Below are 14,004 nucleotides of genomic sequence, written 5' to 3'. Positions count from 1 at the left end.
TCAGATCAGGGCGTTTCGGTCGCGGGCAGCGTGATGGTGAAGGTCGATCCCCTGCCGGGGCCGTCGCTCTCGGCGGTGACCTCGCCACCATGCATGTCGATAATACGCTTGACGATGGAAAGCCCAAGGCCCGTCGAGCTCTCGCCCGCGGTCGGCTTGGCCGACAGCCGCTGGAATCGGCCGAACAGGCGGCCGAGATCCTCCGGCGACAGGCCGGCGCCCTCGTCGGTGACACGGACGACGGTGTCATGGCCCTCATGCGTGACCTCCACGGCGATCTTGCCGCCGATCGGGCTGTATTTGATCGCATTGCTGATGAGATTGTCGATCGCCTCGCGGATGCGATCGGTGTCGCACATGGTGACGATGTTGGGCGGCGCGATGACGCTGATCGCCTGCTGCTTGTTGACGGCGAGCGGCTGGTTGGCCTCGGCAACCTCCTGGACCAGCGCGGCGACGTCGACCGGCTCGCGGCGGATGGTGATGTCGAAGGCATCGGCCATCGCGTCCGAGATCAGATGATCGACCATCGTGGTCAGCCGCTTGGTGGCGTCGCGGATGTGGTCGACCTGGGAGATCACGCCAGCTTCGGAGGCACCGGTGGAGATCAGCTCCTTTAGCATCTCGGTGCGGCCGAGGATGACGCCGAGCGGATTCTTCAGGTCGTGGGCGACCGTGCCGAGAATCTCGTTCTTGAAGCCGTTGGCGCGCTGCAGCCGCAGCCATTGCGCCGAGAGGCGGCGGTTGGCCTGCATCAGCGCGCGGGTGCGCTGGGCGACGCGGTCCTCGAGCTGCGTATTGGCGTCCTGGAGCTGCTGATAGAGGATCACGTTGTCGAAGGCGATCGAGAGCCGGCTGGAGAAGATCTCGACCAGCGAGCGGTCGGTCTCGGACAGCTCGCGCTCGGCCTGCAGCAGCACGACGACCTCGCGGCCAGAGCCGGTGCGCAAATAGATGACGCTGCGATGGTCGGCGAATTCGTTCTTGCGGCGCTGGAACGCGGCCTCCACCAGCGCGCGCAGGTCGGGATCGAGCGCCTTCGACGAGGTCGTGCCGATGAAGCGGCTGTAGCAGCCGCTGCCAGCGAGCACCGAGAGCTCGGCGTCCGATCCGCCATTGTCGCGCAGGACCAGTATTCCGGCGCAGTCGACATTGAGCAGCGAGGCGAGCTGGGTCAGCACGCCCTCGGCGAGGCGCTGCATCGACTTGAAGTCGTAGAGCGTCGAGGCCGCATCGATGATGATCTCGAGCCCGCGCCGTGTCTGCACCATGCGCTCGAGCTGCTGGTAGGAGCGCAGCGCCGCGGTCAGCGAGGTGAACAGCTTGTCGGCGGTGAGCTCGGTCTTGGCCTTGTAGTCGTTGATGTCGTACTGCACGATCACGCGCCGCTCGGGCGCTTGGCCGGGCTGGCCGGTGCGCAGGATGATGCGCACGGTCTCGTTCCTGATCTCGTTGCGGATGAATTCAACCAGGTCGAGACCCGCGACGTCCGTCTCCATAATGACGTCGAGCAGCACCGCGGCGATGTCGCCGTGCTCGCGCATCAGCTTGCGACCTTCCGCCGCGGAATAAGCCGAGAGGATCTCCAGGCTCTGGCCGTTGAGGCTGTAATCGGACAGCGCAAAGCGGGTGCCGTCATGCACGGCCGGATCGTCGTCGATGACGGCGATCTTCCATTTCCGGGCGTTGGTATCCTCCGACGCGGTACCGGTGTCGTCGATCAGGTGGAGGACATCGTCCTGTTCGGCCATTGAGAAGTCCCGTCAGTCTCTGTGCTTTGCGCACCGCCCTTGGCGATCCGCGGCATGATAATCCGGAAAGTAGTGCCTTGTCCCGGCTTGGATTCCAGCATCATCCGCCCGCCGAGCTGTTGGGTCACCAGGTTATAGACGATATGCAGGCCGAGGCCCGTGCCGCCTTCATTGCGCCGGGTGGTAAAGAAAGGGTCAAAGGCCTGCCGCTGCACGTCGGGCGTCATGCCGGCCCCGTCATCGGCGAAGATGATCTCGATGTCGTCGCCCCCGCGCGGCCGCGCCGAGATCGAGATCGTGCCGGCGCGGCCGTCGGCGAAGGCGTGGTTGGCGGCGTTGAGGAAGAGGTTGGTCAGGATCTGGCCGTAGGAGCCGGGATAGCCGTCGAGCAAGAGCCCCTCGGGCACGTCGACCTTGAGCGTGATCGGCGAGCGCTTCAGGACGGGGCGCAGGCTCGCGATGATCTGATCGGTGGCTTCGTTGAGGGAGAACTGCCGCCGCTCGGCATGGGAGCGGTCGACCGCGACCTGCTTGAACGACTGGATCAGCTCGCCGGCGCGCGTGAGGTTGGCGACGAGCTGCTGTGAGGCATCACGCGAGGCCTGCACGAACTCCTCGAGCTGCGAGCGGCGCAGGCCGCCGTCGCCCTTGAGCTGCGCCTCGAAGATCTCGCTGCGCCGGGCGAAGCTGGAGGCAACGGTGAGGCTGATGCCGATGGGGTTGTTGACCTCGTGGGCGACACCGGCAACGAGCCCGCCGAGCGCGGCGAGCCGTTCGGCATCGATCAGGTTCTGCTGCGCGGTGTTGAGCTCGAGCAGCGCGCTCTCGGCCTTCTCCTTGGACGCGCGCAGCTCGTCCTCGGCCTTGCGCTTGGCGATCGCGTTCTCGCGGAACACCTCCACCGCGCGCGCCATGGCGCCGACCTCGTCGCGCGCCTTGATGCCCTGCACCTCGCGGTCGAGATCGCCCATCGTGATCGCGCGCATCGCGGTCATGATCTGCTGCAGCGGCAGCCGGATCGACAGCGCGATCAGCACGCCGGCGGTGAGGATGATGCCGAGGAAGATCACGGCGATCGACAGCACCCGCCGCGAAATGTCCGCCAGCGTGCGGTCGAAGGTCTCCTGTGCCTTCTGCTCGCGCTGGCGCATCTTGGTCGAGAGATCGTCGATGGCGCCGATCGCCTCGGCCTGGCTGGCGTCGATCGTGTTGCGGAGCAGCTCGGTGCGGCTCGTGAGCTGCTCGGACAGCTTGGCAAAGCCCTCGCGCATCGCGGTGGTGCGCGCCGCCAGCTTCTGCAGCGCCATGCGCTGCAGGTCGTTGTCGGCGAGATCGATCATCACCGGGATGGTCTTCTCGATCGTCTCGGTGTTGCGGCGCGCGTCGTCGGCGGCGGCCGGTGACAGCGACAAATAATATGAATTCGCCGCGACCAGCATCGCGGTGAAGGCCTCGCGGGATTTGCCGAGCGAGGGCCAGATCAGCGCGTCGCGGTGACCGGTGGCGCCTTCTATGATGGAATAGAGGCCCGCCATGTCCTTGGCCGGACCCTGCACCTGCTCCTCATAGGTCTTGGCAATGGTCGCCTGCACGCTGCGCAGCTCGCCGAAGCCGTTGAGGAAGCGCTCGGTGGTGCGCTCGAGCTCCTCGACCGAACCAGCCAGCATCGGGTCCTTGGCGGCGCGGTTGGTCAGCGTGCCCAGCACGGCCTCGCGCAGCAGCAGAATTTCGGCGAACAGGTCCGGGCTCGGCTGGTTGATGTAGCGGTGGATCAGGTTCTGCAGCCGCCCGGTCTCGCTTTCGAGCAGCGCCAGGATCTTGTCGGACTCGCGCACCTGGCGCACGTCGTCCCAGGCCGAGCCCAGCACCTGCGAGCCGTTCCAGATCAGCCCGACCAGCACCACCACCACGGCGGAGTTGAGCCCGGCGATCGACAGGATGCGCCAGCGGATCGGCACCGCCCGCAGCATGCCGACCAGGCGCGCGCGCAGCCGCCCGATCGGGCCGGGTAGCCTGTCCGCGTGCTCGCTGTGTCCGGGCTCAGCCAAAAAGCCTCACTCCACCTTGCGAATGCGTTCGATCAGTGCAGCCGCGGCGGGATCGCGCGCGGCCTTGGCGTAGATCGGAGCCATCGCGTCTTCGAACGGCTTGCGGTCGACGTCGCGCACGATGGTGACGCCGGCAGCCTCCGCCTTGTGCTGCGACTGCTCCTCGAGGTCGCGCCATTTCTCGCGCATGAAGCGGCTGGAGCGCAGCGCGGCCTCCTTGAAGATCTTGCGGTCGTCGGCCGTCAGGCTCTGCCAGGCCTTGAGGGAGATCACCAGCACCTCCGGGCTCATGGTGTGTTCAGTGAGCGTGTAGTAGCCGGCATATTTGTAATGATCCGTCGTCACGAAGGAGGGCCAGTTGTTCTCCGCGCCATCGAGCAGATGGGTCGCAAGCCCGGTCAGCACCTGCCCATAGGGCAGTTCGACCGGCTCGGCGCCCAGCGAGCGGATCATCTCGCTCATCAACTCCGATTGCTGCACCCGGATCCGCAATCCCTTGAGATCGGCCACACCCTTCACCGGCCGGACGCCGTTATAGATCGAGCGCGCGCCGGAATCGTAGAAGGCGAGGCCGACGAAGCCATAGGGCTCGAAGCTGTCCAGGATCTCGCTGCCGATCGGACCATCCAGCACCTTCTGCATGTGCTCGATGGAGCGGAACAGGAACGGCATGGCGAGCACATTTATCGCCGGGACGAAGTTGCCGATCAGTGCCACGTTGGTCCGGTTGAGGTCGATCGCGCCGGCCCGGGTCTGCTCGATCGTTTCCTTCTCCTCGCCGAGCTGGCGGGAGTGAAACACCTTCACCTCGTGCCGGCCGCCGGTGCGCTCTGCGATCAGGGCGCCCATGTAACGCAGCGCCTGGACGGTGGGGTAATCCTCGGTCTGGGTGTCGGCGGCGCGAAATTCGCGCGCAAACGCCTCCGTCGCGCATATCGCGAACAAAAGCACGACGAAAACCACCCCGGTCCGCGAGAGTTCGGCACGGCTCAACACTGGCACACTCAACCCCTCAGTGATGGAGTCTATGGCGGGACGAAAAGGTTCAATGCAATCTAGCAGATGGTAAAGGGAAGGCCATCCCGGGCCGTCGCGGCCGTCGATTGTGCGGTGCGTCTTAGCCTTATTCCCGGTTGAAACCGGAGGTGCTGCGCCTTAAGCACGGGATGTGCGAAAGCCGCCTTTTTGTTCGCAGCCGACGGGATGAGCGAATCGTGATGTCAGCCTCGCGCCTCTTGCAAGCCCTTGTCCAAGCCCTTGTCCAAGTCCTTGCCGCCGCTGCCGTGCTTGCCCTGACCTCGCCGGCAGGCGCCACCACCGATATTCAGCTCTGGCACGCGATGTCGGGCGAGCTCGGCCGGCAATTGGAGAAGCTCGCCACTGATTTCAACGCCTCGCAATCCGACTATCGGATCGTGCCGAGCTACAAGGGCAATTACACCGAGACCGTGACGGCGGCGATCTTCGCCTTCCGCTCGCGCGGCCAGCCCGCGATCGTCCAGGTCAACGAGGTCGCAACCGCCACCATGACTGCGGCCAAGGGCGCGATCTATCCGGTGTACAGCCTGATGCGCGACCTGAACGAGCCGTTCGCGCCAGATGTCTACCTTCCGGCAGTCTCCGGCTACTATACGGATGCCGCCGGCAATCTGTTGTCGTTCCCGTTCAACGCGTCGACGCCGATCCTCTATTACAACAAGACCATGTTCCGCGACGCCGGCCTCGATCCGGAGAAGCCGCCGCGGACATGGCCCGAGCTCGGGGCCGCCGCAAAGCGCCTGCGCGAGCGTGGCGCGGTGTGCGGCTTCACCACATCCTGGCCATCCTGGATTCATGTCGAGAATTTCTCCGCCTTTCACAACCTTCCGCTTGCCACCAGGACCAACGGCTTTGCCGGCCTGGATGCGGAATTGACCATCAACAACGCAGCCCTGGTGCATCACATCGCCCAGCTCGCGGAGTGGCAGAAGGACAAGGTGTTCGACTACAGCGGCCGCGGGCAGTCGGCCGAGCCGCGCTTTCAGAATGGCGAATGCGGCATCTTCATCGGCTCCTCGGCGACGCGCGCCGACATCAAGGCGAATTCGAAGTTCGAGATCGGCTACGGCATGATGCCGTACTGGCCGGACGTGAGGGACGCGCCGCAGAACTCGATCATCGGCGGCGCCACGCTGTGGGTGCTGCGCGACCGCCCGCGCGACGAATACAAGGGCGTGGCGAGGTTCTTCGCCTATCTGTCGCAGCCCGGCGTGCAGGCGGCCTGGCACCAGAACACCGGCTATCTGCCGATCACCCGCGCCGCGTTCGAGCTGACGCGCGCGCAAGGATTCTACGAACGCAACCCGGGCTCGTCGATCTCGTTCGAGGAGATCACGCTGCACCAGCCGACGCAGAACTCCAAAGGCATCCGGCTCGGCTCCTTCGTGCTGATCCGCGGCGTGATCGAGGACGAGCTGGAGCAGGCCTTTGCCGGCAAGAAGGACGCACAGGCGGCATTGGATTCCGCGGTCGAGCGCGGCAATAAGCTCTTGCGCCAGTTCGAGCGCGCGAGCCCGGACCGGTAGCGGCATGTTACGATTAGATCTGGCTGTAGCCGCGAAGGAGGTGTGCTCCCTCCCCCGCTCGCGGGGGAGGGCTGGGGAGAGGGTGTCTCCACAATCGAGACCCCCCTGGCGTGAACCTACTCCAATCAAGACGCGCCGGCCTTCAAAAGCACGTCGTGCCGGTCGCGCTCAGATGACTAATGATGCATCGTCGGCGCTGCCGGTTTTCGCCGACGCGGAAAGCTTTCGCGTCTGGCGTTCCGATCCACGGCTGTGGCTGCCGATCGCGATCGACATCGCGCGCAGCCATGGCCTTGAAGCTCGCGCGCCGCAGGTGTTCTCGACCGGGACCAATCTCGTCGTCGGGCTCGACGAGCAGCGGATCCTGAAGATCTTCCCGCCGCTGTTGCGCGCGCAATTCGTCTCCGAGCGCGGTTCGCTGGCGCAGCTTGCGGGCCGCCTTTCCCTGCCGATTCCCGAGATCGTCGCGGAAGGCGAGCGCGACGGCTGGCCCTATCTCGTCATCACGCGCCTTGCCGGAACACTCGGCTCGGAGGCGTGGCCGCATCTAGCGGAAGACCAGAAAGAGCGCGTGCTGCGCCGGATCGGCGAGACCATCGCGGCCGTGCAGCGCGCTCCGCTCGGGCCGCTCGCGCAAATCGAGCCGCGCTGGGACGAATTCATGCGCCGGCAGATGCAGGGCTGCCGTAGCAGGCATGAACGTCTCGGCCTTGCGCCAAAATTTCTCGCCGGCCTCGACGATCTCCTGCACGATGCGGCCGGGCTCATTCCGATGGATACGGCGCCGGTGATCCTGATCGGCGAATACATTCCGGAAAATTTCCTGCTCGCCTGCCACGATGGCGAATGGTCGCTCGCCGGCCTGTTCGACTTCGGCGACGTGCTGACGGGATGGCGTGACTACGACCTGCTCGGCCCCAGCGCCTTCATGGCAGCAGGGCGGCCCGACCGGGTGCGCAGCCTGCTCGAAGGCTTCGGCTATTCGAAGCTGGACTACGCGCTGAAGCGGCGGCTGATGGCCCTCATGCTGCTGCATCGTGCCAGCGACCTCAACAGCCATGTCTGCATCGAGGGCCGGCAGCAGAAGGCAAACGATCTCGTCGAGCTTCAGGACCTGATCTGGCCGGGGTGAGCGGCGGGCAGGAGACGTCGGTGGAGCGCGTTGAAAGGGGCGGGCTCCCCAATCATCACTGTCGTCCTGGCTTTCGCCAGGACGACGGCGATATCGGTGAATCAGCTCAACAAATGGGCGTGGGTAACTTTCAGCTTATTTAATGAGCAAGTACGCCTCTTTGTATGCAGTTGGTGAGGTGTGCGCGGCAGCCGGAAGAGGCGTAGATTTCCACATTACCCTGCAAGACCAATCTCTTAGGTCGGACCTAGGCCTCCACTAAGCCTTGGCACGAACCTTGCGATGCCAGCTCCAACCAGAAACGTTTGTGTTGGAGCCATTTCATGAAGCGCCGCGATTTCCTCAGGTCCGTGTCCGGATTGGCCGCTGGCGCGGCGCTTCCGGCGATGCCCGCCGTGATCTCTCCCGCCAGGGCCGATGCCCGCTCCGAGACGCTGCTGATCGTCTCCGAAGGCGGCCCCAACAATCTCGACATCCACGGCGTCGGCACCAACGTGCCCGGCTATGAAGTGTCCTGGAATTGCTACGACCGCCTGATCAGCCACGAGATGAAGAGCGGTCCCGGCGGGGTGCCCTATTACGACCGCGACAAGTTCAAGGGCGAGCTCGCCGAGGACATCAAGATCGACGACATGTCGGTCACCTTCAAGCTGCGCAAGAACGCCAAATTCCACGACGGCACGCCGGTCACCGCGAAGGACGTGAAGTGGTCGCTCGACCGCGCCGTCTCGGTCGGCGGCTTTCCGACCTTCCAGATGAGCGCGGGCTCGCTGACAAAACCCGAGCAGTTCGTCGTGGTCGACGATACCACCGTGCGCGTCGACTTCCTGAAGAAGGATCGACTGACGATTCCCGATCTCGCCGTGATCGTGCCCTGCGTCGTTAACTCCGAGCTGGTGAAGAAGAACGCCAGCGAGAAGGACCCGTGGGGTCTCGAGTTTACCAAACAGCAGACCGCGGGCTCAGGCGCCTACAAGGTGACGAAGTGGACGGCGGGCACCGAAGTGGTGATGGAGCGCAATGAGGATTGGGCCTGCGGTCCGCTGCCGAAGATCAAGCGCGTGATCTGGCGCATGGTGCCGCAAGCCGGCAACCGCCGTGCGCTGCTGGAGCGCGGCGATGCCGACATCTCCTATGAATTGCCGTTCAAGGATTTCCAGGAGATGAAGGCCAACGGCAAGCTCAACGTGGTGTCGCTGCCGTTCTCCAACGGCATCCAGTATATCGGCATGAACGTCACCAGGCCGCCGTTTGACAATCCGAAGGTGCGGCAGGCGATGGCCTATGCGATGCCGTACCAGAAGATCATGGACGCCGTGCTGTTCGGTCTCGGCAATCCCATGTTCGGCGCATCTGCGGACAAGGCCACCAAAGTCGCCTGGCCGCAGCCGCACAAATACAACACCGACATGGAGAAGGCGAAGGCGCTGCTGGCCGAGGCCGGTTATGCCAACGGCTTTGAGACCACGATCTCGTTCGACCTCAACTTCGCCGGCGTCAACGAGCCGCTCTGCGTGCTCGTGCAGGAGAGCCTCGCGCAGCTCGGCATCAGGACGACCATCAACAAGGTGCCGGGCGCCAACTGGCGCACTGAGCTCAACAAGAAGGAGATGCCGCTCTTCACCAACGTGTTCTCGGGTTGGCTCGATTACCCCGAGTACTTCTTCTACTGGTGCTATCACGGCAACAATTCCGTCTTCAACACCATGAGCTACAAGTCGGCGGAGATGGACAAGCTGATCGACGGCGCCCGCAACGCCGCCGCGATCGGCGACAAGGCGACCTATGACGCCGACGTGAAGGGCTTCGTCGATCTCGCCTACGCCGACATCCCGCGCATCCCGCTCTACCAGCCCTTCGTCAACGTCGCGATGCAGAAGAACATCAGCGGCTACGAGTACTGGTTCCACCGCCGGCTCGATTACCGCGCGATGGCGAAGGGGTGAGCGAACATGCTGATGGTCTGCGACGCATCGGCATTTGTTGGTCTCTGTGGCTTGAGTGAGGTGGGCACCGCTCTCTCACTCCCTCCCCCCTTGCGGGGGAGGGGCGGGGNCCACGAACTCCGACCTCTCCCGGGGCTACCCCCCTCCCATAGCCGAAGCTTCGCTTCGGCGTTGATTAGAAGGACGGCCGCCGAAGGTGGCCTACGCCTCCCCCGCAAGGGGGGAGGGAACGCAGCGGAGCAGGGGGCGGCGTTGTTGCCAATGAGCGAGAGCGCTCGCGTCGACGGCCTATCAGCATCAACAGTTCGGAGGGCCCCATGCTGCCCCTGATCGGCAAGCGCCTGATGTTCGCGATCCCCTCGCTGATCGGGGTCGTCATCGTCACGTTCCTGCTGACGCGCGCGCTGCCGGGTGATCCGGCTGCCTACTTCGCCGGTCCCGCCGCGACCAAGGAGGCCGTCGAGCAGATCCGGAAAAAACTCGGCTTCGACAAGCCGCTGGTCGAGCAGTTCTTCCGTTACGCCAACGATCTCGCCCATGGCGACTTCGGTACCTCGCTCACGACCGGCCAGCCGGTCGCGACCGAGATTCGCAATCGCCTGCCGGCCTCCGCCGAGCTGACGCTGCTCGGGCTCATCGTCTCCATCGCGATTGCCATTCCGCTTGGTGTACTCGCAGCAACGCGGCCGGGGTCGTGGATCGATCATCTCTGCCGGGTGACGACGACGGCCGGCGTGTCGCTGCCGGTGTTCTTCACCGGGCTCGTGCTGGCGTACGTCTTCTACTTCCAGCTCGGCTGGTCGCCCGCGCCGCTCGGTCGGTTGGATGTGTTCTACAGCGCACCGCCGACGGTGACGGGCTTCCATCTCATCGACACGCTGCTCGCGCGTGATCTCGAGGCGTTCCGTTCGGCGCTGAGCCAGCTCATCCTGCCGGCGGCGACGCTCGCGATCTTCTCGTTGGCGCCGATCGCGCGCATGACGCGCGCCTCGATGCTCGCGGTGCTCGCCTCCGAATTCGTCCGCACCGCACGCGCCAGCGGCCTGTCGCCGGCAACCGTCATCGTCACCTACGCTTTCCGCAACGCGATGCTGCCCGTCATCACCACGCTGAGTATGGTGTTCTCGTTCCTGCTCGGCGCCAACGTGCTGGTGGAGAAGGTCTTCGCCTGGCCCGGCATCGGCTCCTACGCGGTGGAAGCGCTGATCGCGTCCGACTTCGCGCCGGTGCAGGGTTTCGTGCTGACCATGGCGGTCATGTACGTGCTGCTCAATCTCGTGATCGACATTCTCTACGGCGTGATCGATCCGCGCGTGCGGCTGGAAGGGTAGGGCATGATCCGGAAAAGTGGACGCCGGTTTTCCGACAAGATCATGCTCCAAAGAAGAGTGCGAACATGAGCACCGTTGCGCCTGCTGCTGAACCGATTGGACCGGCCCGAACCTCAGGGTTCGCGGCGATGTTCGAGCACACGCGGTATGTGCTCGGCGAGAACAAGGTCACGGGCTTTGCCTTCGGGCTGCTGCTCCTCATCGTCTTCGCGGCATTGTTCGGCCCCTATGTGGTGCCGCACGATCCGCTCGCCTCGGATACCGCGGCCGCACTGAACCCGCCGTCGGCAGCGCACTGGTTCGGCACCGATCAACTCGGCCGCGACATTTTCAGCCGCGTCATCGTCGCAACCCGCCTCGACTTTTTCATCGCGGTCGCTTCCGTCGTTCTGGTGTTCCTGATGGGCGGGCTTGCCGGCATCGCGGCAGGCTATTTCGGCGGCTGGACCGATCGCATCGTTGGCCGCATCGCCGACACCATCATGGCCTTCCCATTGTTCGTGCTGGCGATGGGCATCGTCGCCGCGCTCGGCAATACCGTGCAGAACATCATCCTGGCCACCGCCATCGTGAACTTCCCGCTCTATGCCCGCGTGGCGCGTGCCGAAGCCAATGTCCGTCGCAATGCCGGCTTTGTGCAGGCGGCGCGTCTGTCCGGCAACGGTGAGTTCCGCATCCTGCTCGTGCACATCCTGCCCAGCATCATGCCGATCATGATCGTGCAGATGTCGCTGACCATGGGCTACGCCATCCTCAATGCTGCCGGCCTCTCCTTCATCGGCCTCGGCGTGCGCCCGCCGACTGCGGAATGGGGCATCATGGTCGCCGAGGGCGCCGGCTTCATGGTGTCCGGCGAATGGTGGATCGCGCTGTTCCCGGGCCTCGCGCTGATGATCGCCGTGTTCTGCTTCAACCTCCTCGGCGACGGCCTCCGCGACATCGTCGACCCGCAGCGGAGGACGTGATGTTCGAACGCTCCTCCCATCGCGCCGCTCTTCGCCTCTCCCCGCCTGCGGGGAGAGGCATAGGCCGCCTTTGGCGGCCGTCCCTTAAGGAAACGCCGAAGCTGAGCTTCGGCTATGCCGCCCTAGCGGACCGGGTGAGGGGGAGTCTCCGCGAACTCCTCTGCCTATTGTCCGCGCGGATAGAGGCCCCTCACCCTAACCCTCTCCCCGTCAGAACGGGGAGAGGGAAGAGGGAGCGGAGGACATAAATGTTCGAACGGTCTCAAGTGCTTGGCGCGCTTCACCTCTCCTCACGCGCATCCGTCCGGACTAGCCCCGTTCTACTTTGCATGGGGTTGTTTTCGCGATTTTTGCGGAGGCCAGCATGACCGCCCAGCCCCTGCTCGACGTCCGGGACCTCACGGTCGAATTCACCACCCGTCGCGGCATCGTCAAGGCGGTGCAGCATGTCGACATCTCCGTCGCCAAGGGCGAGACGCTGGCTATCGTCGGCGAGTCCGGTTCCGGCAAGTCGGTGACCTCATATGCGGTGATGCGCATCCTCGACCGCGCCGGGCGGATCGCCGAGGGCTCGGTGATGTTCTCCGGCATCGATGTGAAGGCCGCGACCGAGGACCAGATGCGCGATTTGCGCGGCCGCGAGGTCTCGATGATCTTTCAGAACCCGCGCGCCGCGCTCAATCCGATCCGGAAAGTGGGCGACCAGATCGAGGACGTGCTGCGCACCCATGTGCAGCAGGCGCAGGTCGCCGATCATGGCGAGAAGGCACTTCTAGCGCTGGAGCAGGTGAAGATCGCCCGGCCGCGCGAGCGCTATCACGCCTATCCGTTCGAGCTCTCCGGCGGCATGTGCCAGCGCGTCGTCATCGCGCTCGCGCTCGCCTGCAATCCGCAGCTCCTGATCGCGGACGAGCCGACCACCGGCCTCGATGTCACCACCCAGAAGGCGGTGATGGATTTGATCGTCGAGCTGACCAAGCGGCGGGCGATGTCGACCATCCTGATCACGCACGACCTCGGCCTCGCCGCAGCCTACTGCGACCATGTCGTAGTGATGGAGAAGGGCCGGGTGGTCGAGACCGCGAAGGCCGCCGACATCTTCGCCAATCCGCAGCACCCCTACACGCGCAAGCTGATGCGCGCGACTCCGCGGATCGGTGTGTCCTTGCGGGATCTATTGCCGGAGGAGGAAGGTAGCGCGGCAACTTCCTTCGCCTCTCCCCGCACGCGGGGAGAGGCCAACGCGCTCGGCAGCGCACTTGCGCGCCAGAGCGCGGCGGGTGAGGGGGACTCTCCAAGCACTCCACTCGTGGAAGCAGCCCCTCACCCCGACCCTCTCAGAGCGAGCGAAGCTCGTCTCGACCCCGCGAAGAGCGGGGAGAGGGAGAGCAGCGTCGCGAGCGGCGGAAGCGAGAAACCCCTCCTCCTCGTTGAAAAGCTTGTGAAAGAGTATCCGCGCCAGGGCGCCACCGCAGTGCTAGGCAAATTGTTCGGCCGCAGGCCGCCGGTCGAGCCGGATGTGTTCCGCGCGGTCGATGGCATCAGCTTCTCGATTGGCCATGGCGAGAGTGTCGGCCTTGTCGGCGAATCCGGCTGCGGCAAATCGACGACGTCGATGATGGTGATGCGGCTGCTCGATCAGACCTCCGGCCGTATCCAGTTCGATGGCGAGGAGATCGGCAGCATCATGCCGAGCGCCTTTGCACGGCTGCCGCTGCGCAGCCGCATCCAGATGGTGTTCCAGGATCCGACCGACAGCCTCAATCCGCGCTTCACCGCCGCGCGCGCCATCGTCGATCCGATTCTGCAGCTCGGCAATGTCAGGGGGCGCGATGCGCTGCGCGCCCGCTGCGAGGAACTGGCGGCGATGGTCGGCCTGCCCCTCAATCTGCTCGACCGCTTTCCGCATCAATTGTCCGGCGGCCAGAAGGCCCGTGTCGGCATCGCCCGGGCGATCGCGCTGCATCCCAAGCTCGTCATCCTGGACGAGCCGACCGCCGCGCTCGACGTCTCGGTGCAGGCGGTGGTCCTGAATCTGCTGGAGGACCTCAAGCAGCGGCTAGGCATGAGCTACCTGTTCGTCTCGCATGATTTGAATGTGGTGCGCTTATTGTGCGATCGTGTCATTGTGATGCGGACGGGTCGAACCGTGGAGGAAGGGTCTTCCGAGAAGGTCCTCAGCGATCCCCAGGACGACTACACCAAGCAGCTGTTGACGGCGATCCCGCATCCGCCGTTGCCGGTGCACTGAGAGACTGTGAGAGCGC

The 14,004-nt window shown here is 64.8% G+C and carries 9 protein-coding genes; 6 read left to right on the top strand and 3 right to left on the bottom strand.

Features of this window, described 5'->3' with window-relative positions:
• Window positions 1-5 precede the first annotated feature (5 nt).
• From AXW67_RS21630 to AXW67_RS21620, 3 genes are all read right to left on the bottom strand, one after another.
• The gene (locus tag AXW67_RS21630) at window positions 6-1,751 is read right to left on the bottom strand and encodes an ATP-binding response regulator (RefSeq protein ID WP_063679468.1); all 1,746 of its coding nucleotides are present in this window, start codon (window positions 1,749-1,751) and stop codon (window positions 6-8) included.
• Entirely contained in the window at window positions 1,721-3,721 is a 2,001-nt protein-coding gene (locus AXW67_RS21625) for a sensor histidine kinase (protein WP_245315667.1), read from the bottom strand. Before AXW67_RS21625 ends, AXW67_RS21630 begins: the two co-directional genes overlap by 31 nt.
• A gap of 84 nt (window positions 3,722-3,805) precedes the next feature.
• A complete protein-coding gene (locus tag AXW67_RS21620) occupies window positions 3,806-4,801 on the bottom strand; it encodes a TRAP transporter substrate-binding protein (RefSeq protein WP_063679580.1) in 996 nt (331 codons plus the stop codon).
• A gap of 215 nt (window positions 4,802-5,016) precedes the next feature.
• Between AXW67_RS21620 and ugpB the strand changes: the two genes are divergently transcribed.
• From ugpB to AXW67_RS21590, 6 genes are all read left to right on the top strand, one after another.
• Entirely contained in the window at window positions 5,017-6,363 is a 1,347-nt protein-coding gene (ugpB, locus tag AXW67_RS21615; protein ID WP_063679467.1) for a sn-glycerol-3-phosphate ABC transporter substrate-binding protein UgpB, read from the top strand.
• 172 nt (window positions 6,364-6,535) lie between these two features.
• On the top strand, window positions 6,536-7,495 hold the full coding sequence (locus AXW67_RS21610) for an aminoglycoside phosphotransferase family protein (protein ID WP_063679466.1): 960 nt from the start codon (window positions 6,536-6,538) through the stop codon (window positions 7,493-7,495).
• A 323-nt stretch (window positions 7,496-7,818) separates the two neighbouring features.
• Window positions 7,819-9,441: an ABC transporter substrate-binding protein gene (locus AXW67_RS21605; protein ID WP_063679465.1), complete on the top strand. Its 1,623-nt coding sequence runs from the start codon at window positions 7,819-7,821 to the stop codon at window positions 9,439-9,441.
• A gap of 317 nt (window positions 9,442-9,758) precedes the next feature.
• Complete coding sequence (locus tag AXW67_RS21600) at window positions 9,759-10,772, top strand: ABC transporter permease (protein WP_063679464.1); 1,014 nt, start codon at window positions 9,759-9,761, stop codon at window positions 10,770-10,772.
• 65 nt (window positions 10,773-10,837) lie between these two features.
• A complete protein-coding gene (locus AXW67_RS21595; RefSeq protein WP_063679463.1) occupies window positions 10,838-11,737 on the top strand; it encodes an ABC transporter permease in 900 nt (299 codons plus the stop codon).
• Between the two features lie 364 nt (window positions 11,738-12,101).
• Window positions 12,102-13,988, top strand: coding sequence for a dipeptide ABC transporter ATP-binding protein (locus AXW67_RS21590; protein WP_063679462.1), 1,887 nt, complete (start codon window positions 12,102-12,104; stop codon window positions 13,986-13,988).
• Window positions 13,989-14,004 lie beyond the last annotated feature (16 nt).

Source organism: Bradyrhizobium neotropicale (assembly GCF_001641695.1).
In the GTDB taxonomy this organism is placed as follows: domain Bacteria; phylum Pseudomonadota; class Alphaproteobacteria; order Rhizobiales; family Xanthobacteraceae; genus Bradyrhizobium; species Bradyrhizobium neotropicale.
Note: the sequence above shows the minus strand (reverse complement) of the source record. Positions and strands in the feature narration are given on the sequence as shown.

What these genes read in the sequence shown, in the direction of transcription:
- AXW67_RS21630 (WP_063679468.1), bottom strand. Translation starts at nt 1,751, where the DNA reads ATGGCCGAACAGGACGATGTCCTCCACCTGATCGACGACACCGGTACC.
- AXW67_RS21625 (WP_245315667.1), bottom strand. Translation starts at nt 3,721, where the DNA reads ATGCTGCGGGCGGTGCCGATCCGCTGGCGCATCCTGTCGATCGCCGGG.
- ugpB (WP_063679467.1), top strand. Translation starts at nt 5,017, where the DNA reads ATGTCAGCCTCGCGCCTCTTGCAAGCCCTTGTCCAAGCCCTTGTCCAA.
- AXW67_RS21610 (WP_063679466.1), top strand. Translation starts at nt 6,536, where the DNA reads ATGACTAATGATGCATCGTCGGCGCTGCCGGTTTTCGCCGACGCGGAA.
- AXW67_RS21605 (WP_063679465.1), top strand. Translation starts at nt 7,819, where the DNA reads ATGAAGCGCCGCGATTTCCTCAGGTCCGTGTCCGGATTGGCCGCTGGC.
- AXW67_RS21600 (WP_063679464.1), top strand. Translation starts at nt 9,759, where the DNA reads ATGCTGCCCCTGATCGGCAAGCGCCTGATGTTCGCGATCCCCTCGCTG.
- AXW67_RS21595 (WP_063679463.1), top strand. Translation starts at nt 10,838, where the DNA reads ATGAGCACCGTTGCGCCTGCTGCTGAACCGATTGGACCGGCCCGAACC.
- AXW67_RS21590 (WP_063679462.1), top strand. Translation starts at nt 12,102, where the DNA reads ATGACCGCCCAGCCCCTGCTCGACGTCCGGGACCTCACGGTCGAATTC.